The sequence below is a fragment of the Pseudarthrobacter cellobiosi genome, from assembly GCF_023913815.1.
In the GTDB taxonomy this organism is placed as follows: domain Bacteria; phylum Actinomycetota; class Actinomycetes; order Actinomycetales; family Micrococcaceae; genus Arthrobacter; species Arthrobacter cellobiosi.
On the sequence record NZ_JAMXBK010000025.1, the window covers coordinates 190,880 to 209,499 of the forward strand.

22 protein-coding genes and 2 pseudogenes are annotated in these 18,620 nt (G+C 63.9%); 15 read left to right on the forward strand and 9 right to left on the reverse strand.

The features are described 5' to 3' along the window. Position 1 precedes the first annotated feature (1 nt). The 5 genes from NG701_RS12830 to NG701_RS12850 all read left to right on the forward strand — a co-directional run bounded on the left by NG701_RS12830 (position 2) and on the right by NG701_RS12850 (position 3,218). Positions 2-928: a 4-phosphopantoate--beta-alanine ligase gene (locus NG701_RS12830; protein WP_252568001.1), complete on the forward strand. Its 927-nt coding sequence runs from the start codon at positions 2-4 to the stop codon at positions 926-928. A gap of 290 nt (positions 929-1,218) precedes the next feature. Then, positions 1,219-1,440, forward strand: a complete 222-nt coding sequence (locus NG701_RS12835) for a hypothetical protein (protein ID WP_252568003.1) — start codon at positions 1,219-1,221, stop codon at positions 1,438-1,440. 12 nt (positions 1,441-1,452) lie between these two features. Next, positions 1,453-1,656 (forward strand): hypothetical protein, encoded by a 204-nt coding sequence (locus NG701_RS12840; RefSeq protein ID WP_252568004.1) that lies wholly within the window; start codon positions 1,453-1,455, stop codon positions 1,654-1,656. A 146-nt stretch (positions 1,657-1,802) separates the two neighbouring features. Then, a complete protein-coding gene (locus NG701_RS12845; protein WP_252568007.1) occupies positions 1,803-2,498 on the forward strand; it encodes a GAF and ANTAR domain-containing protein in 696 nt (231 codons plus the stop codon). A gap of 9 nt (positions 2,499-2,507) precedes the next feature. Further along, a complete protein-coding gene (locus NG701_RS12850) occupies positions 2,508-3,218 on the forward strand; it encodes a GAF and ANTAR domain-containing protein (RefSeq protein ID WP_252568009.1) in 711 nt (236 codons plus the stop codon). Between the two features lie 65 nt (positions 3,219-3,283). On the opposite strand, the gene NG701_RS12855 is transcribed toward NG701_RS12850, so the two are convergent. Next, a complete protein-coding gene (locus tag NG701_RS12855) occupies positions 3,284-3,565 on the reverse strand; it encodes a hypothetical protein (RefSeq protein ID WP_252568011.1) in 282 nt (93 codons plus the stop codon). A 129-nt stretch (positions 3,566-3,694) separates the two neighbouring features. Between NG701_RS12855 and NG701_RS12860 the strand changes: the two genes are divergently transcribed. Then, the gene (locus NG701_RS12860; protein WP_252568013.1) at positions 3,695-4,327 is read left to right on the forward strand and encodes a TetR/AcrR family transcriptional regulator; all 633 of its coding nucleotides are present in this window, start codon (positions 3,695-3,697) and stop codon (positions 4,325-4,327) included. A 120-nt stretch (positions 4,328-4,447) separates the two neighbouring features. Here NG701_RS12860 and NG701_RS12865 read toward each other — a convergent pair whose 3' ends face one another. Both NG701_RS12865 and NG701_RS12870 read right to left on the reverse strand, forming a co-directional pair. Beyond that, on the reverse strand, positions 4,448-4,858 hold the full coding sequence (locus NG701_RS12865; protein WP_252568015.1) for a serine hydrolase: 411 nt from the start codon (positions 4,856-4,858) through the stop codon (positions 4,448-4,450). After that, the gene (locus NG701_RS12870) at positions 4,858-5,325 is read right to left on the reverse strand and encodes a serine hydrolase (RefSeq protein ID WP_252568017.1); all 468 of its coding nucleotides are present in this window, start codon (positions 5,323-5,325) and stop codon (positions 4,858-4,860) included. Before NG701_RS12870 ends, NG701_RS12865 begins: the two co-directional genes overlap by 1 nt. Here NG701_RS12870 and NG701_RS12875 point away from each other — a divergent pair. Beyond that, positions 5,225-6,703 carry a DHA2 family efflux MFS transporter permease subunit gene (locus tag NG701_RS12875; protein WP_252568019.1) on the forward strand — a complete coding sequence of 493 codons (1,479 nt, stop codon included), beginning with the start codon at positions 5,225-5,227 and terminating at the stop codon, positions 6,701-6,703. The two genes, NG701_RS12870 and NG701_RS12875, sit on opposite strands and share 101 nt — an antisense overlap. A gap of 67 nt (positions 6,704-6,770) precedes the next feature. Here NG701_RS12875 and NG701_RS12880 read toward each other — a convergent pair whose 3' ends face one another. Genes NG701_RS12880 through NG701_RS12890 form a run of 3 tightly spaced genes read right to left on the reverse strand, consistent with a single transcriptional unit; the run spans position 6,771 to position 9,418 of the window. Continuing rightward, positions 6,771-7,601: an alpha/beta fold hydrolase gene (locus tag NG701_RS12880; protein WP_252568021.1), complete on the reverse strand. Its 831-nt coding sequence runs from the start codon at positions 7,599-7,601 to the stop codon at positions 6,771-6,773. Between the two features lie 34 nt (positions 7,602-7,635). Further along, positions 7,636-8,499, reverse strand: a complete 864-nt coding sequence (locus NG701_RS12885; protein ID WP_256472039.1) for an alpha/beta fold hydrolase — start codon at positions 8,497-8,499, stop codon at positions 7,636-7,638. A gap of 34 nt (positions 8,500-8,533) precedes the next feature. Further along, positions 8,534-9,418, reverse strand: coding sequence for an alpha/beta fold hydrolase (locus NG701_RS12890; RefSeq protein ID WP_252568025.1), 885 nt, complete (start codon positions 9,416-9,418; stop codon positions 8,534-8,536). 67 nt (positions 9,419-9,485) lie between these two features. On the opposite strand from NG701_RS12890, the gene lysS reads away from it, so the two are divergent. The 4 genes from lysS to NG701_RS12910 all read left to right on the forward strand — a co-directional run bounded on the left by lysS (position 9,486) and on the right by NG701_RS12910 (position 12,081). After that, the gene (gene lysS / locus NG701_RS12895) at positions 9,486-11,018 is read left to right on the forward strand and encodes a lysine--tRNA ligase (protein ID WP_252568026.1); all 1,533 of its coding nucleotides are present in this window, start codon (positions 9,486-9,488) and stop codon (positions 11,016-11,018) included. Positions 11,019-11,020: 2 nt separating this feature from the next. Further along, positions 11,021-11,200, forward strand: a complete 180-nt coding sequence (locus NG701_RS12900; RefSeq protein WP_252568028.1) for a hypothetical protein — start codon at positions 11,021-11,023, stop codon at positions 11,198-11,200. A gap of 145 nt (positions 11,201-11,345) precedes the next feature. Continuing rightward, complete coding sequence (locus NG701_RS12905; protein WP_252568030.1) at positions 11,346-11,675, forward strand: histone-like nucleoid-structuring protein Lsr2; 330 nt, start codon at positions 11,346-11,348, stop codon at positions 11,673-11,675. A 256-nt stretch (positions 11,676-11,931) separates the two neighbouring features. After that, entirely contained in the window at positions 11,932-12,081 is a 150-nt protein-coding gene (locus tag NG701_RS12910; RefSeq protein WP_252568032.1) for a hypothetical protein, read from the forward strand. Positions 12,082-12,293: 212 nt separating this feature from the next. Here NG701_RS12910 and NG701_RS12915 read toward each other — a convergent pair whose 3' ends face one another. Continuing rightward, a complete protein-coding gene (locus tag NG701_RS12915) occupies positions 12,294-12,557 on the reverse strand; it encodes an anthrone oxygenase family protein (RefSeq protein WP_252568034.1) in 264 nt (87 codons plus the stop codon). A 154-nt stretch (positions 12,558-12,711) separates the two neighbouring features. On the opposite strand from NG701_RS12915, the gene NG701_RS12920 reads away from it, so the two are divergent. After that, a complete protein-coding gene (locus NG701_RS12920; RefSeq protein ID WP_058930382.1) occupies positions 12,712-15,204 on the forward strand; it encodes an ATP-dependent Clp protease ATP-binding subunit in 2,493 nt (830 codons plus the stop codon). A gap of 204 nt (positions 15,205-15,408) precedes the next feature. Here the strand turns inward: NG701_RS12920 and NG701_RS21155 are convergent, their stop codons facing one another. Together NG701_RS21155 and NG701_RS21160 are read right to left on the reverse strand one after the other, a co-directional pair. Further along, positions 15,409-15,774 carry a helix-turn-helix transcriptional regulator gene (locus tag NG701_RS21155; RefSeq protein WP_308291956.1) on the reverse strand — a complete coding sequence of 122 codons (366 nt, stop codon included), beginning with the start codon at positions 15,772-15,774 and terminating at the stop codon, positions 15,409-15,411. A 156-nt stretch (positions 15,775-15,930) separates the two neighbouring features. Next, positions 15,931-16,227: pseudogene (locus NG701_RS21160) on the reverse strand (DUF6597 domain-containing transcriptional factor); the annotation flags it as partial. Positions 16,228-16,299: 72 nt separating this feature from the next. Between NG701_RS21160 and NG701_RS12930 the strand changes: the two are divergent. The 3 genes and pseudogenes from NG701_RS12930 (at position 16,300) to dhaK (ending at position 18,620) form a co-directional block, all read left to right on the forward strand. Beyond that, a pseudogene (locus NG701_RS12930) lies at positions 16,300-16,810 on the forward strand (VOC family protein). 55 nt (positions 16,811-16,865) lie between these two features. Then, positions 16,866-17,375 carry an amino-acid N-acetyltransferase gene (locus NG701_RS12935; RefSeq protein WP_252568037.1) on the forward strand — a complete coding sequence of 170 codons (510 nt, stop codon included), beginning with the start codon at positions 16,866-16,868 and terminating at the stop codon, positions 17,373-17,375. Between the two features lie 243 nt (positions 17,376-17,618). Then, complete coding sequence (gene dhaK / locus NG701_RS12940) at positions 17,619-18,620, forward strand: dihydroxyacetone kinase subunit DhaK (RefSeq protein WP_252568039.1); 1,002 nt, start codon at positions 17,619-17,621, stop codon at positions 18,618-18,620.

The following is an 18,620-nucleotide window of genomic DNA, read 5'->3' on the forward strand; positions in this document are numbered from 1 at the left end:
CATGGGCACGCAACTGGTGACAACTGCCGCAGAGCTCAGGGAGGCGAGTGCCCGGCTGCTCGCGCAGAAGGCGGGCAGGTCCCAGGGCCTGGTGCCCACCATGGGCGCGCTGCACGAAGGCCACGCCCGGCTGGCGCGCACCGCCGTCGAACAGAACGACGTTGTGGTGGCGTCCATCTTTGTAAACCCGCTGCAGTTCGGTGATGCGGTGGATCTGGACCGGTACCCGCGCACGCTCGACGCCGATCTTGCCCTGCTGGAAGAGCAGGGCGTGGACCTCGTGTTTGCGCCCCCGGTCGAAGAGGTCTATCCCGGCGGCGAGCCGCTGGTCCGCGTGACCGCCGGCTCCCTGGGCGAGAAGTGGGAAGGCGCCTCACGGCCCGGCCATTTCGACGGCGCCCTCACAGTGGTTGCCAAGCTGCTGCACTATGGCATCCCGGGCTCAGGGCTGCCCGCCACCGGGGCCTTCGTCTCAGGCGGCGGGGGACTGCCGGCTTACCGGGCTTACTTCGGGCAAAAGGACGCCCAGCAGCTGGCGCTGGTGCGCCGCATGGTGGCGGACCTGAACTTCCCCGTCGAAATTGTTGCCGTGCCCACCGTCCGGTCCGAGGACGGGCTTGCCCTGTCCAGCCGCAACCGGTTCCTGTCCGCAGAGGAGCGCGAGGCCGCCTTGGTGTTGTCACGGGCGCTGCGGCTCCTCGCAGAGCGGGCGAACGCCCACCAGCCGCTTGATCTGGAATCGGCCCGGGCCATGGTTGAATCCCAGCCCTTGGTGGGACTGGACTACTTCGACGTGGTGGATCCGCTCACCCTTGAGCCGCTGGCCGAGAACTGCCGGAAAGTCCCGTTCCGCGGCGAAGGAGTGGCCCTCATCGCGGCCAAGGTGGGGCCGGTTCGGCTGATCGATAACGTGCCGCTGAGCAGCTGAGATGCAGCGTCCGGCTCCGGGCGCGCAAGGCTTCGGATCCCTGTTCGTCCTTACTGCGCATGGGCTATGCTGAAATTGTTGCCCCAGACCCTGGCATCGCCTTATTCGGCGTACTCCAGGAGGACCAATTCCACGCAGGGCACCCAATACTTTCCCTGCCGTCCCCTCCAGGCTTTTGTGCTGTCCGGCTACTGTCTTCCGAAGCAGCCACATGCACGGCAAGCGGGACGCTGGCCTGCCTTCCCTATCCCCTGTGGCCGATCGGCCACGCAAAATCAGGAGCGAATTCAATGATCCGCACAATAGATGACGGGCTGTCCTATCTCGTCAAAGTGAATGACGCATCTGTCCTGGACGACTATTTGAATTCGGCCGTTGACCTGGCCCGCCAGTTTGCCTCCAGCACTGCCCTGTGCGGGATTCTGGTAACCCGCCACGCGCACGACACCTATACTGTGGCGGTCAGTGAGGCCGTACCGTTTGGAGAGACCCATGAGCGCCACGATCCCTAGCGGGAGGCCGTGATGTCGTACCGTATCGGTGCTGAGGAAATCACGCCACTAGGGTGGCAGGCCTACGAAATCATCACCTCCATCCTTGAGGACCCGTCGCCGGATCTGGCTGACGTCAAATGGCGCCTTCGCAGGTGTGTGGCCGCCCACCCCGGCGCCCCGGAACGGGCGTTACAGGCCCATCTGATGGCCACCTCAGAAGTGGTCAATGCCTAAGGCCAGGAAAGGCTGGCCTGAGGCCGGCCGGCGACGACGGGCGGGTTCGCCGCAATATGTATCCTTGAAGTGACAACTCCGCCGTTCCGGTTCAGCCTGCAGCCGGATCCTTCACCGCGGGATGATTCAGGGATCAGAGGCTCACCATGGACATTGCTCCCGACATGGCTGCGGGTCAAGAAGACGTGTGTGCCCCGTACCTGGCGAAGCTGCCCATAACGGGCGCTGCGGTGTCCCTCTTCGGCGGAGCCGCCGCGGAGACCCTGGTCTCTGCCAGCGACGAACTCGCCGCCCGCTTGGACGAACTGCAGTTCAACCTCGGCGAAGGCCCGCGGTGGCGGGCCCACAAGACCCGCCTGCCCGTGCTGATCCCCGACGCCCAGTCCACCGCCGACGACGAATGGCCCGTGTTCCAGCAGGCGATCGCCGGGACGGACGCAGCCGCGCTGTTCGTTTTTCCACTCACAGTAGGCGCGATGGACCTCGGTGTCGTTGAGCTGTATCACGTCGTTCGTGGAAACCTGAACCGGTCGGACCAGTCGATGGCGGCCGTACTTGCCGGGCAGACTTCCTGGTACCTCCTGCGAAAGATCCTGAGCCTCAGCTCACTGGATACGGATCCAGCCCTGGAGCCGTCGCTTATGTCGCGCCGCGAGATCCACCAGGCCACGGGGATGGTCTTGGCGCAGTCTGGTGCTACGGCAGCGGAATCCTTGCTTTTGTTGCGTGCCTACGCTTTTGCCAATGACCTCACGTTGGGGGAGACAGCCGCCGCTGTGCTCGAGCGAACGCTCAGCTTCGATTCCGACAAAGGTGGGGCCGGCGGACCTGCCCTGCAGTAAAATGGGGCCATGGTAACCAGTACCCGCGCCGAGCGCGCCAGTGCGGCGTTCGTGAAGCTCACTGACACGCTGGTGGCCGACTACGACGTCGTGGACCTCCTCCAAATTCTGGTGGAGGAGTCCGTGGGTCTCCTTGACGTCGCAGCCGCGGGTCTGTTGCTTGCCGATCCCAGCGGAGAACTGCAGGTTGTCGCATCCACCAGCGAGCAGAGCCAGCTCGTCGAGGTCCTCCAGCTTCAAGCCGGAGCCGGTCCCTGCGTTGAGTGCTACCTGACCGGGGCGGCAGTTGCAGTGGACGACATTGCCGGGCTTACCAAGTGGCTGGACTTCCGCGAAGCCGCGCTCTCACAGGGCTTCCGCTCCGTGCATGCGGTGCCCATGCGCGTTCACGGCAGGATTATCGGGGCCATGGGTCTGTTCGGCGCCCGGGAGGGTTTCCTGACGGCAGAGGATACCGCGATCGGCCAGGCGCTTGCTGACGTCGCCACCATCAGCCTTATGCAGGAACGCACCATCCGGGAAGCGGTACTGGTCAACGAGCAGCTGCAGCTCGCACTGAACACCCGGGTGCTGATTGAGCAGGCCAAGGGCGTCATTGCGCACACTGCCGGAGTGGATATGGAAGCAGCATTCAACCTGCTGCGGAACCATGCACGCGCCAACAGCCAGAGCTTGCATATGACCGCCGGGCGCATTGTGGACCGCAGCCTCACGTTGTAAGGCCGGCCGTTGTGAGCCTCACGTTGAATGGCGGGAGGGCATTCCGGGCGCAGGAACGTGTTGCTCTACTGCGTTGATTCACCCTGCGGGTCGCGGTTGATCATCAGTTGCTGCAGGAGTGCACGCTCGGGCCTGCCAGGGTTCTGGGCCACGCAGCGGCGCAACCGGGCCCGGGCAAGTTCCTCACCGGGAGCCGTTCCGCGGAGCACTTCATCAATGATTTCCTGTGCCTGCCACCGCAGGGATTCCCGGGCGAAGTGCCGGACCTCGGCGGACGCAGCGGTATTTTCTATCCACGGGTCCGTATCGTCACACGGGATAAAATCGTACGTTCGCTCTGCTGACATCGGGGCCTCCTTGCACCAAGCCGACGGGGCCTTTCGGGGGTCCCCTCGGCGTCATAGCACTGCGTCTGGGAAAGACATTACAGCGAGTAAGACCGGTCTGTCTGCACCTGGGAGTAAACTATTCCTACGATGATTTCCGATGCAGACCACACTGCAGAACCCGCGCTGTCTCCTGCGGATTTACCCGCCGAGGCGGCAGTTCTTCCTGCCGATTCCCGGGGCCGGATCCTGGCTGCGGCTTACGAACTGTTTTCCCGCCGTGGTGTGCGGGACGTAGGCGTTAATGAACTCATCGACCGCTCCGGCGTGGCCAAGGCAACGTTTTACCGGCATTTCCCGTCCAAGGATGCACTGGTCCTGGCGTTCCTGGAGCAGCGGGACCAGTTATGGACGGTCGATTCCATCGTGGGCCAAGCCAAACTGCGCGGCACCACCCCCACTGAACAACTCCTGGCCATCTTCGACGTCTTCGGCGACTGGTTCCTGCGCGACGACTTCGAGGCCTGCTCCTTCATCAACATCCTGCTGGAAATGGGCCCGGCCCATCCCCTGGGCCAGGCCAGCATCGACTACCTGGCCAGGATCAGGGGCCATGTGCAGGCCCTCGCTGAGCAGGCAGGGTTGGACCGCCCGGAGGATTTCGCCCGGTCGTGGCACATCCTTATGAAGGGGTCCATCGTCTCAGCCACGGAAGGCGACACCCAGGCGGCGAAGCGGGCCCAGCAGATGGCCGGCTGGCTGATCGAGCACCACCGCAGCTGACCTCCCGGCGCGAACGGTCACTTAAGCCCCCGGCGCGAACGGTCACTTAACCCCCTGCCCACGAATGCTCCGTACGCTTGACGCCCAGGGCCGGATTGCAAGGCGTCAGGAGGAGCTCGGTTAACCCGCCGGAAAGAGCGTCCCGACGACTGCCCGCGTCAGATCGTGGATCATTTCGGTGCGTTCGGCCTCGTCGGTGCTATCGGCACCTTCCGTGAAGATCACCAGCGCGTACGTTGTCCAGCCATGTTCCAAAAGGGCTGCGTCATGGAGGTTTCCTCCAAGCTGGCCGTATTTGTGATAGACGGTAATGCCTGGCCCCGAGGCGGCGGGGATTAGTTCCTCGTTGTTGGTTTCCTGCATGTACCCCAGCAACTGCGCGGTGTTGTTGGGGTTAAGCAGCTGTCCGGCGTAAAGCTTCGTCAGGACCTGGGCCACTTCCCCGGGAGTCAGCCGGTTGTCTTCGGGATCGTAGGCTATGTCAATCGAGGCTGCATACCGGATCAGCCGCTGGTAGCCGATCCTGTCCATCAACAGGAGCCAGGAATCATTGTTCTGCTGTTGATCATGGACTTGAGCTGGAAAGCGGCAGTGTAGTTCCCCAGCGTCTCATCGAGTCGCGCTTCACCGGCCTCCACAAGCTTGAGATAGGCCGCTGCGGTGATGAGCTTGGCAGTGCTGGCCGCAGCATAGGCCGCCGTGTCGCCAAAAGCGCGGACCGGTCCGCCCGCTGTATCCGCGACGGCCACGCCAACGCGGAAGCCGGGCGACCGCTCAGGAACAGCCTTTGCCGAAGAAAAATCCTGTGCGCCGGAATTACTCCGGACGGTAGAGTGTTGGAATCTGCAGCGACGATGCTCGCGCGACACTTCATTCTTACTCCCTGGGGGAACACCCATGTCTACAGAAGTCTCTTCGAACGCCTCCGGGCAGCCCGGGCCGGTAGCGGCGCCGAAGTCCGCCGCACCGGAGAAGATGTCCCGCGAATCGGTGACCATTATCGCCACCTTGCTCGTGGCGACTTTTGTGGTGATCCTGAACGAGACCATCATGAACGTTGCCCTGCAGCGGCTGATGGTTGACCTGCGCGTGGATGCGCCCACCGTCCAGTGGCTCTCCACCGGATTTATGCTCACCATGGCAGTGGTCATTCCCACCACCGGGTTCATCCTCCAAAGCCTGTCCACGCGGGCCGTCTTTATGCTGGCCATGGGACTGTTCGCCGGCGGCACCGCCCTGGCTGCGGTGGCTCCCGGTTTTGAGATCCTGCTCCTGGCCCGCATCGTCCAGGCCGGCGGTACGGCCATCATGCTTCCGCTGCTGATGACCACCATCCTCACCCTTGTGCCGCTGGCCAAGCGCGGCGCCGTCATGGGCAACGTCAGTATCGCCATCTCCGTGGCACCGGCCATGGGTCCCACCGTCTCCGGGCTGATCCTGGAGCACTTCACCTGGCGCTTTATGTTCGTCTTTGTCCTGCCGGTCGCGCTGGCTGCCCTGGCCATCGGCGCCAAATACCTGACGAACGTGGGCGAAACCGAGAAGACCAAGCTCGACTTCCTGTCCGTACTTCTGACGGTTCCTGCCTTCGGCGGCCTGGTGTACGGTCTCAGCCAGATCGGCGGTGGGCGCGGCGGCCAAAGCGGCCCGAGCACCGTGGCCATCGCGGCGCTGGTCATCGGCGTGGCCAGCCTGACGGTCTTTGTGCTCCGCCAGCTCCGGCTGCAGAAGGCCGAAGCCCCCCTGCTGGACCTCCGCGCCTTCAACTTCAGGATGTTCACGGTCTCCGTGCTGCTGATGGTGGTGGCCATGATGGCGCTCTTCGGCGGCGTGATCCTGCTGCCGCTCTACCTGCAGGAAATCCGCGGCCTGGGTTCGCTGGAGACCGGCCTCGCGCTGCTTCCGGGCGGGCTGGCGATGGGCCTGCGGGGCCCGTTCATCGGCCGGCTATTCGACAAAGTGGGGCCGCTGCCGCTCACCGTTACCGGTTCCGTGCTTATGGTGCTGGCCCTGTGGCAGTTCTCAATGCTCGACGCCGGCACTCCGGTCTGGTGGATCGTCACCCTCCACGTGGGGCTGAGTTTCGGCCTGGCGCTGCTTTTCACGCCGGCATTTACCACCGGCCTGAACCCGCTGCCGCCGCATCTCTACTCGCACGGCTCGGCGATCATGAGCACCGCCCAGCAGGTGGCCGGTGCAGCCGGCACTGCGCTGCTGGTGTCCATCTTCGCCGTGGTCTCGGCTGCGTCAGGGCTCGTTGCAGGCATGAGCGCAGCGTTCCTGACGGCGACCGTCATAGCCCTCGCCGCCGTCGTCCTTTCCGCGATGATGCGCAAAACAGAAGGCGCCGCCCCGGGCCACGGCGCCGGCCATTAAGGGACACCTCCGTTCGCGCGGGAGTTGCGGGGCTTATGTGTCCGTTCGCGCTGGGGAGGCGACGACGTCAGCCGGCGAAGAAGTCGCTGAGTTCGGTGATGAGCTTGTCCGGGGCGCGGAGGACGCCGTCGTGGCCGGCGCCGTGCAGGATGGTGTAGCTGGAGCCGGAGAGGACATCGTGGATCTGGCCGCACGCCACACCGAAGTATGCCGGGCTCTTCTCGCCCACCACAATCAGGGTTTCCAGGGGCAGTTCCAGGAACGGCTCGGCCGGCATGTCCGCGGCGATGATCGCTTTGATTTCCCGGACGCCGGTGCGCATCAGTTCGCGCATCTGCTTGCCCACGTGGGTGCCGGCGGTGAGCTTGTTGGCGATGGTGAGCATGGACAGCGGCATCCGGGAGAAGGCGCCGGTTTCCAGGCCTTTCGTGAGGACGGCCAGGGCGCGGTCGTCGTCACCGGCGGCCGTGGCGCGTTCGTATTCAGCGGTCCAGTCGGCCTTTACGCTGTGGTTCACGGAAACAGCGGGGTCATACACAGCCAGTCGCTCCACCGGAAGGGTCCGGGCCGCGTGCAGGGCCACCGCGCCGCCGAAGCTGTGGCCAAAGACGTCCGTGCTGGACGTGTGTTTCATAACGGCGTCCAAGTCCCGGATGTCCGCGTCCAGCGTGTAATCCTCGGCCTGCGGCGACGACGAACCCCGGCCCCTGCGGTTGAATGTGTGGACCGGGCGGCCCAAGGCGGCGCTGAGCTTCTGGGCGAACTTTGTGTAGTCGGCGGCGGTCACCATGGAGGCCGGCACCACAACCACGCCGGAGCCGGCGGACGCCAGTTCAGCACCCGTGGAGAAGAGCTCCAGAGTGCCGCCGTCGGGGGTCTTGATGTTCTCGCTCGTCATGATCCGAGCCTAGCCGAGCAACCTGCGGAATGCCTTAGCCCTTGAAGTATTCGGCGATGTCCGTGACAAGTTCCTTCACCGCGGCGGGAATGGAGCCGTGGAAGCCCTTGGGTGAGAGCTCGAACGTGCTCCCCGGGACGGCCGCATGAAGGCGCTGGGCCGTGACCTTGTAGTAGCTCGGGCTCTTGCCGCCCACCATAAAGTGTGTGTTGGCGGGCAGGACGGCGAAGTTCCTGGCATGCTCGGCTTCGTCGTACGCGGCCCGCAGTTCGCCCACGCCGGTGGGCATCAGCTCCCGGAGCATCTTGTTCACCTTGGTGCGGGACACCACGGCCATCAGCCCCGCAAGGACCGGCTCGGGGATCTTTGAAAGCGCAGTGCCCGGCTGCATGCCTTTTTTCATCCGGGCCATGGCATGCCCCACCTTGCCGGCGTTGACCGCTGCTTCAAAGTCGTCCAGCCAGGACATATCGATGCTGCCGTCGATGTTGACCGCAGCGTCGTAGACCGCCAGCTTGTCCGGTTCGTAGGAGGTGCCCGCGAACTCCTGGACGGCGTTCAGCGCCACCGATCCGCCCAGGCTGTGGCCCAGGATGTTGCGGGCGCCCGTGGCATCCATGACCGTGCGGACATCGGCGATTTCCGTGGCCATGGAATAGTCGGCCGGCTGCTCGGTGGAGTTGCCCCTGCCGCGCCGGTCATAGACATCCACTGCCCATCCGTCGCCCAGCCCGTCGGCCAACGCCATCGAGAACGGCCGGTAGATCAGTGCGGTAAGGAAGGCCCCGCCGATGACCACCACCCGGCGCTCTCCCGGCGCATCCTCGGTTCCATAGCTGTACAAAGCCAGCCGGCCGCCGTCGTGCGTGGGGACTTCCTGTTCTTTCACGCTCCCCATCCTAGGCGCGTGGCAAGGCTCCCCACCGGCCGACCTACCGGCGCCGGCCCAGCTTCCGCGGGTGGCCGTCGCTGCCGTTGATGAACCGGGCAATCCGCACGGCCAGACCCTTCCCGGGACGGATGGGACCCTCGTGCAGCTGACCGGGGACCACCTGGAAGTTGATGGATGGCACGGCGGCGGCCAGTTGCCGCCCCGTCTCGGCAAAATACGCCGGACTCCAGCCGCCGCTGAGCATCAGGATGGGGGTGGCAAGGGCAGTGAAATGGTCCAGTTCGGCTTCGGCGTCGAGTACGGCACGCATTTCGGTGACTGCGGTGGGCAGCAGCTGGCGCATCTCCGCGCCCAGGTTGGTCCTGGCCGAGAGGATGCTCAGCATCCGCAGCGCGCCGAGAGGGAGGTAGGACAGCGGACCCGCCGTGGCCAGGCCCTGGACCAAGTGCGCCCAGGCGTGGTTGAGCTGGCCCGCAGTGACGGCATCCTCAAGCTCCGGCCGCCAGCGGTGGCTCAGGTTTCCGGACAGCGACACCGCGGCGTCATAGGTCACCAGCCGGCCCACGGGCAGGGTCAGGGCCGCCTGCAGCGCCACGAAGCCGCCGTAGCTGTGGGCCACCACATCCGCCGAGCCGGTCTTGCGCATGACCGCCGCAAGGTCGCTGACCTCCGTCTTCACCGAATAATCCTCCGGCTGCGGGGCTGACCCCGCCCTGCCGCGCCGGTTGTAGCAGTGCACCGGCCGGCCCAGCAGGACGCTGAGCTTCCGGGCGAAAGGCCGGTAGAGGGCGTCGGTGACCAAAGTTCCGTGGATGAGTACGACGCCGGGAGGTCCCGCCGTCGTCGGGTCCAGCCCCGCGGGGGTGCGGAAGGAGTGCACGTCGAGGCGCCCGCCGTCCTCCGCTTCAACTTTCCACGTCTCCACAGCCCGAGTCTATGCCTGGGCGTCCGCCGGGAGCCGGCGGCGCGAACTCCCGGTAAACTTGGGGATTGTGACTTCCCAAAACACCCCCACCCCAAAAAATGCCCCAGAGCCGCTCGACGCCAGCGAGCAGATGCGCATCCGCATGGACAAGCGTGCAAAGCTGATCGAGCGGGGCACCGAGGCATATCCGGTGGGTGTGGAACGCACGCATTCCCTCACGGAGATCCGCGAAAAGTACGCGCACCTTGAGGCTGACGACACCACGGGCGACGTTGTAGGCGTCACCGGCCGCGTGGTTTTTGTGCGCAATACCGGCAAGCTCTGTTTCGCCACGCTCCAGGAAGGCGGCGTTGACGGCAAGGGCACCCGGCTCCAGGCGATGCTCAGCCTGGCCAACGTGGGCGAGGAAGCGCTCGCGGACTGGAAGGCGCTGGTGGACCTCGGCGACCACGTGTTCATCAAGGGCGAAGTGATTTCCTCCCGCCGCGGCGAGCTGTCCGTGATGGCCGAGTCCTGGTCCATGGCCTCCAAAGCGCTCCGTCCGTTGCCGGTGCTGCACGCGGAACTGAACGAGGAAACCCGCGTCCGCCAGCGCTACGTGGACCTGATGGTGCGCGACGAAGCCCGGGAAATGGTCTACACCCGCGCCGCGATTACCCGTTCCATCCGCGAGAGCCTGCACCGCCACAGCTACGTCGAAGTGGAAACCCCCATCCTGCAGCTGGTCCACGGGGGCGCCTTGGCCCGCCCGTTCGAGACGCACATGAACGCGTTCGACCAGAAAATGACCCTCCGCATTGCCACCGAGCTTTACCTCAAGCGTGCTGTCGTGGGCGGGATCGACCGCGTCTACGACATGGGCCGCGTCTTCCGCAACGAGGGCGTGGACTCCACCCACAGCCCCGAATTCACCACCCTTGAGTGCTATGAAGCCTGGGCGGACCAGTTCGTCATGGCCGAGCGCATCAAGGAGATCATCCTAGACGCCGCTGACGCAGTTGGTGTGGGCCGCACCCTCCAGACCGAAGCCGGGGAAATCAACCTCGACGGCGACTGGGCCTGGGTTTCGGTCTACCCGGGACTGTCCGACGCCGTTGGCCAGGAAGTCACGCCTGACACGTCGCTTGAGGTGCTGCGCGAAATCGCCTTAAAGCACGAGGTCAAGGTGGACCCGAAGTGGGACGCCGAGAAGCTGGCCGTGGAACTGTTCGGTGAAATTGTGGAGCCCAGGCTCCTGAACCCCACGTTTGTGTACGACTACCCGCCGTCTGCCCAGCCGCTGGCCCGCCCGCACCGGGAGGACGGCCGGCTGATCGAAGCCTGGGACCTCATCATCGGCGGCATGGAACGCGGCACGGCCTTCTCCGAGCTGATCGACCCCGTCATCCAGCGCGAGCGGCTGACCGAACAGTCACGGCACGCTGCCGCGGGCGATGTCGAGGCCATGCAGCTGGACGAGGACTTCCTGCGGGCCCTCGAATACGGCGCACCGCCCATGGGCGGCATCGGCTTGGGTATTGACAGGCTGGTGATGTTGTTCACCGGCGCCGGTATCCGCGAAACCATCCTTTTCCCGCTTCTGAAGCCCGAAGGCCACTAATCATGGAATATGTAGCCGTACTCCTGCCCTCGCTGGTGGTTGGCCTGCTTTTTTGGTTTGCCATGAAATCCATCTTCAATGCCGACAAGTCCGAGCGTAAGGCCGAAGCGCGGGCCCAGGCCGAGGCGGAATCGCGTTCCGCAGCGCCATTGGAGGAACAGAACCCGGAAACGGACAAATAGCTCGAAAGAGCTTTCTGCAAGTTCCTGTGGATTTCCACAGCAACCATCCGACGCTTTGACGCGTTGCCATTAAGAGGTTCATACTTTTAATAGGAACATCCTCATTTTCTGACAACCGAACCTTTCCAAGAGGAAGACATATTTAATGGCACAGAAAGTAAACATCATCCTCGTCGATGATCTGGATGGCGGATCTGCAGACGAGAACGTCCGTTTTGGCCTCGATGGGGTCAGCTACGAAATCGATCTGTCCTCGGCCAACGCGGCCGAGTTCCGTTCTGCATTGGAGCGCTTTGTTGCCGCTGGGCGCAAGACCTCCGCCGGCAGAGCCACCCGCACCAAAGCGGTTGCAGGCCCCCGCGCCAACGACTCCGCGCAGATCCGCCAATGGGCGCGGGATAACGGCTACACGGTTAACAGCCGGGGCCGAATTCAGGCTGAAATCCAGGAAGCCTACCAAAAGGCAAATTCCTGACCTACCGCCTCTCCGGCTTGGTATTAGGCCCTGTCTTCACCTTCGGGTGGGGGCAGGGTTTTTTGATGCCAATTGTGAATTCTCAAGACGGGCTAGCGTAAGCCCAAATCCCTTGCTGACTAACAGCCCCGGGCGTACCGTCGGGCTAATCGTCGGGCAATTTCCTTGGGATGAGCCGGCGATTCGGTTTGAGCCTTCGGGCTGGGACGCCCGCTCGAATTCGCCCACTCGAATCTTTGCGTTTCGGGAGCCTGGAATGTCTGTAATTAGCGGGTCTCGGCGATTTACGGCAGTCCTGGCGGCACTGGTCCTGCTGCTGGCTGCGCCCCTCGGCGCTCCGGCCTACGCGGACCCGGGCGCGTGGCAGTCAGCGTCCTCCTGGACTCGCCGGAAATCATGGTCCTAATCAACGACAGTTCGGCCTCTGTCACGCCACCGGACATTGTGTATGAAGTGTTTGATGAGACCGGTGACGGCCAAGAGCCGGTGGATACCCAGACGGCTCCCTGGGGCTTCGGCGAAGACGTTTCGTTCGATCTTGATGACGGACACTACAAGATCAGGGCCACCGCTGGCGGTTACCAGGAGAGCTGGTACACCGCATCATCGGGCCGCTACTCAGATTCCTTCCGGGAATTGCTCGGCTATCAGGAGCGGTGCTGCACCCCTCGGAGTCATCGATCTCCGGTGCAGTGGGCAACGACGTTTCGGCTCAGCAAGGATCCTTATTGGCGGATTGATCCGGGACATGGCGCTGACAAATGTGTGGTCATCGGTGGCGCGCAGCCCCGGCATCATCGAGCAGGCGTAGGAGTAGTAGAGCCCTCCGATCCCGGCGAGGGCTACGGTCGCGGCGGTCATGAGCAGGGTGATAACTTCCATGACGTTACTCCTTGCTTGAGGTTCTTGCATTGATCCAAGCGGTGCAGGGTGACGGGAGGTTGAACACGTCATGTTTCCCCTGTGGCGAACACGCTCCCCAAGACTGGGTCTGCCACGTAGCATCAAAGTACGTCGTAGCTAGGAGTGTGGCGAAATGTTTGAGCGATTTACGGACCGTGCCCGTCGCGTAGTTGTGCTTGCCCAAGAAGAGGCACGCATGCTGAACCACAATTACATTGGTACCGAACACATCCTCTTGGGTCTGATCCATGAAGGTGAAGGCGTTGCCGCCAAAGCTCTTGAGTCCTTGAGCATTTCGCTCGACGGCGTGCGCGAGCAGGTACAGGAGATCATCGGCCAGGGCCAGCAAGCCCCGTCCGGCCACATCCCCTTCACCCCGCGCGCCAAGAAGGTGCTGGAACTCTCGCTGCGCGAAGCCCTGCAGCTGGGCCACAACTACATCGGCACGGAGCACATCCTGCTGGGCCTCATCCGCGAGGGTGAAGGTGTTGCCGCCCAGGTGCTGGTCAAGCTGGGGGCAGACCTCAACCGCGTCCGCCAGCAGGTCATCCAGCTCCTCTCCGGCTACCAGGGCAAGGAAACCACCGGCGCCGGCGTCGGTCCGGGCCAGCCCGAAGGCACTCCCGCCGGTTCCGTGGTCCTGGACCAGTTCGGCCGGAACCTCACCCAGGCTGCGCGCGAGAACAAGCTGGACCCGGTGATCGGACGCGAGTCCGAGATGGAACGCGTTATGCAGGTCCTCTCGCGCCGCACCAAGAATAACCCTGTCCTGATCGGTGAGCCCGGCGTCGGCAAGACCGCCGTCGTCGAAGGCCTCGCCCAGGCGATTGTCCGCGGCGACGTCCCGGAAACCATCAAGGACAAGCAGCTGTACACCCTGGACCTCGGTTCGCTGGTGGCCGGCTCCCGGTACCGCGGTGATTTCGAAGAGCGCCTGAAGAAGGTCCTCAAGGAAATCCGCACCCGCGGCGACATCATCCTCTTCATCGACGAAATCCACACGCTTGTGGGTGCCGGTGCTGCTGAAGGTGCTATCGATGCTGCGTCCATCCTGAAGCCCATGCTGGCCCGCGGTGAACTGCAGACCATCGGTGCCACCACCCTGGATGAGTACCGCAAGCACATCGAGAAGGATGCCGCACTCGAGCGCCGCTTCCAGCCGATCCAGGTCAAGGAGCCCTCCGTCGCGCACGCGATCGAGATCCTCAAGGGCCTGCGTGACCGCTACGAGGCGCACCACCGCGTCACCATCACCGACGGCGCCCTCGCGTCGGCCGCGAACCTCGCCGAGCGCTACATCTCGGACCGCTTTCTTCCGGACAAGGCGATCGACCTGATCGATGAGGCCGGCGCCCGGCTGCGCATCCGCCGGATGACCGCCCCGCCGGAACTGAAGGCCATGGATGAGCGGATCGCCAAGCTGAAGATGGAGAAGGAATCCGCCATCGACGCGCAGGACTTCGAAGGCGCCGCTTCGCTCCGGGACAAGGAACAGAAGCTCATCACTGAGCGCTCCGAGAAGGAACGCCACTGGAAGTCCGGCGGCATGGATGACATTTCCGAGGTGGATGAGGATCTCATCGCCGAGGTATTGGCCAACTCCACCGGCATCCCGGTATTCAAGCTGACCGAGGAAGAGTCCACGCGCCTGCTGAAGATGGAAGACGAACTGCACAAGCGTGTGGTGGGCCAGAACGAGGCCATCAGGTCACTGTCCCAGGCAATCCGCCGTACCCGTGCAGGCCTGAAGGACCCCAAGCGTCCGGGCGGCTCGTTCATCTTTGCCGGCCCCACCGGCGTCGGCAAGACCGAGCTCGCCAAGGCCCTGGCCGAATTCCTGTTCGGTGACGAGGACGCCCTCATCACGCTGGACATGTCCGAGTACTCGGAGAAGCACACTGTTTCGCGGCTCTTCGGTGCCCCTCCTGGCTACGTCGGCTACGAAGAGGGTGGCCAGCTCACCGAGAAGGTCCGCCGTCGTCCGTTCTCCGTGGTCCTGTTCGACGAAGTGGAGAAGGCACACGCTGACCTCTTCAACTCGCTCCTGCAGATCCTGGAAGACGGCCGCCTGACCGACTCCCAGGGCCGCGTGGTGGACTTCAAGAACACCGTGATCATCATGACCACCAACCTGGGCACCCGGGACATCTCCAAGAGCGTTGCCACCGGCTTCCAGTCCGGCACGGACACGCAGACCGGCTACAACCGGATGCGTGCCCGTGTGACGGAAGAGCTCAAGCAGCACTTCCGTCCGGAGTTCCTGAACCGTGTGGATGACGTTGTGGTGTTCCCGCAGCTCACCCAGGACGAGATCATCGAGATCGTGGACATGTTCGTTGGCCGCCTGGAGAAGCGCCTCAAGGACAAGGACATGGGCATCGAGCTCACCACCGCGGCCAAGGTGCTCTTGGCGACCCGCGGCTACGATCCCGCCATGGGTGCCCGGCCGCTGCGCCGCACCATCCAGCGCGAAATCGAGGACCAGCTCTCCGAGAAGATCCTGTTCGGCGAACTCCACGCCGGCGACATCGTTGTAGTGGACGTGGATGGCGAAGGCGACGACGCCAAGTTCACGTTCGCCGGCAACGCCAAGCCGCGCATCCCGGAGATCGCACCCAGCGTCTAGGTTCGTTTCACCAGCAAAGGCCCCGCCTGCTCCCCAAAGGAGCAGGCGGGGCCTTTGCGTTGTCCGGGTTCTCGTTCCATGCCATGACCCAGTTGCGGATGTCGTACTCGCGCGGGTTCGGGTGGACCCACCACGTCGTAGACCTTCTCCACGAAGAGCGGATCCTTGGAGAGCTTGAAACCGTCTGCGCAAGACACCACGCCCTCAGCTATCCACCGTCGCCATGTTCTCGGCCTGGTCCTGGAGGGCTGATTGTCGATATGTGCTTGGCGTGAATCCTAGGAACTTTTGGAAGTCGTTCGTCAGATGGGCATGGTCGGTGTAGCCGAGTTCGGCAGCTATCGCCGCGAGGTCTGTCGCCGGGTCGGTCCGTGACCGGTCAGCGGCCTCTTGCAGGCGGCGCCTTCGGATAAGCGCGGACGGGCTCAGGCCGATGTACTTCCGCGCTGCGCGTTGAAGGGTTCTCGGCGAAACAAATAGACGCGCGGCAACGTCTTCAATGCGGGTCACGTCGGCGCATGTTCCGATCATGTCCATCATCGCGTTGGCAAGGATGCCTTCGTCGGACACCCCTGGACTCTGCGCAACTAGCCAGCCGGTGAAAGCCTCCACCGCGCGTTGCCGACGTTCCCCTGGATCGGTTCCCCTCATCGCCTCCGACACTGAGGCATGCAGATCCGCGAGCGGTAGTGGCAGCTGGGAATCCCGCAGGCTCCCCGGATCATCCGTGAAACGTGGAACCAACGCGGGACGCAGGAGGGCCCCAACCGCCCAGCCCCGGCCCGTGAGATCGCGATGCGATCGACGGGTTGTTGGGCCTGCGAACTCAACGAGATCCGTTTGGACCACAAGGTTGGACGTCGGGAATGCGATCAGGTGCTGGCGGGACGTGTGCCCTGGCTCAATGTCCCACTCGGGGATCCAAAACCACTGCACCAGGTTCGTGACGGACTCAGGCGCGGGCACACGGTGAAATGTGGGGAGCCGGGCCGGGTAGAGGATTCCCTTGAACGAACCCACCATGGGGGACACTCCTTATCCAGGCTGTCGCAATTCTCCAAGCCGCTGAGCCGATCTGTGCGTACCGCGAGGTCTATGACCGATACTACAAGCCCCGAACTGACCAACGCCGCCGATGGCAAGCACACGAAATCCGGTATCCCGCACGGCTTCACGAGCCTCACGCCGTTCCTTGCGATCCTTTCTGCCAAGGAGGCGATCACCTTCTACCAGGACGTCTTCGGCGCGCACAGTAAATGTCACCGAGATCGGCGGAATCGTCGTCCATGCCGAACTTGACTTCGATCAGGGGCGACTCCAAATTGGAGAGCCCAACCCGGACTACCACCTCGTTCCGGCGCCGAACGGCGACGATGATTGCTACTCGATCGGCTCCTACTGCGCCGACGCGGACGCTCTTATTGCGCGGGCCGAGCGGATGGGGGCTACCGATCGGGAGCCGCTGTCCACATTTGTCTCAGGAGACAGATTCGCCGGCATCCGGGACCCTTACGGTGTGCGCTGGTCCATCATGACTCGCGTGGAGGACCTCTCCGAAGAGGAAAGCACGCAGCGCGTCGCCGCCTGGGCCGCCAAGCAAGGCTGACTGCGTCGTACGGGAGCGCCCAAGCCAGCCAGGCTGCCATCGTAGGATGGACCCTGTGACTGACTCCTTCCATATCCGTTCTGCACGTACCAGTGACGTGGCCGCCATCAAGCGCCTTGTGGCGCCGTTGGCTGTGCAGCGGATTCTCATGGCGAAAGAGACCGTAGCCTATTACGAAAGCCTCCAGGAGTTCCGGATCGCAGAAGCCGACGACGGCGAAGTCATCGGCTGCGGCGCCCTGCACGTTATGTGGGAGGATCTCGCCGAAGTCCGCACGCTGGCCGCATCGGACGCGTGGCGCGGCAAGGGTGTAGGGCACGTGCTAGTGGAAAGCCTGCTGGCCGAGGCCCGTGAACTGGGCGTGGCCCGGGTCTTCTGCCTTACCTTCGAGGTGGATTTTTTCAAGCGCCACGGCTTCGAGGTCATGGCCGACCAGACGGCCGTGGACCCGGTGGTCTACTCCGAGCTGCTGCGCTCCCATGACGAAGGCGTTGCCGAGTTCCTGGACCTGGCGCGGGTCAAGCCCAACACCCTGGGCAACACCCGCATGATCAAGACCCTCTAGGCAACCCCATTCACCCTGCCGCGGGCAACCGCGGGAAGAAGTCACCCTGTGACATAAATAGCTTTATGTCGAATTGATGGATAAACTGACGAGGTTGCAGTGTGGGGCCTGCCGTAAGGGACAGTCATTGGGGGCTGTCCCTTACCGCTTCCGCCGCATCGTCGCAGGCTACCGGACTTCAGGCGGCGGTAGTAGGGTCAAAGTGCATCCTCCAGGACGCACCCACACCCCAGGAGTTCTGCCATGAAAAAGCTCATCAATGATCCCCGTTCCGTGGTTGACGAATCCGTCGAGGGATTCGGTCTGGCCCACGCGGGACTTGTCACCGTCACCGCCGATCCGAAGTACGTCACGCGCAAAGACGCGCCCGTGGCAGGGAAGGTCGGACTCGTTTCCGGAGGGGGAAGCGGCCACGAGCCGCTCCACGCCGGGTTTGTCGGGCTGGGAATGCTCGACGCCGCCGTGCCGGGGGCGGTGTTCACCTCGCCGACGCCGGACCAGATCCTTCCGGCGACGCTCGCCGTTAACTCGGGTGCCGGCGTCGTCCATATCGTGAAGAACTACACCGGCGACGTCCTGAACTTTGAGACCGCAGCGGAACTGGCGCAGGCCGAAGGCGTGGACATCCGCACGGTCCTGGTCAATGACGACGTCGCGGTGGAGGACTCCCTGTATACCGCAGGCCGCCGCGGAGTGGGCGGCACCGTTCTGGTCGAGAAAATCGCCGGCGCCGCCGCTGAGCGGGGCGACAACCTCGATGCCGTGGCCGCGATCGGCGACCGCGTCAACAGCAACGTCCGCACCATGGGGGTTGCGCTGTCAGCGTGCACAGTACCGCATGCGGGAACGCCCAGTTTCGACCTGGCGGATGATGAAATCGAGATCGGCATCGGCATCCACGGCGAGCCCGGCCGGCACAAAATCCCGATGGAGAACGCTGACGGCATCACGGACCGCCTGCTGGACCCGGTCCTCAGCGACCTGGGCATCACCGGCGGCGAGAAAGTACTGCTGTTCGTCAACGGCATGGGCGGTACCCCCCTGAGCGAGCTGTACATCGTCTACCGCCGCGCTGCCCAGGTGATCGCAGAGCGTGGAGCCGCCGTCGAACGCTCGCTGGTAGGGAACTACATCACGTCCCTGGAAATGCAGGGCTGCTCCATCTCGGTGCTCCGGCTCGACGATGAACTGACGCAGCTGTGGGACGCTCCGGTGCACACCGCAGCCCTGCGTTGGGGCGTGTAA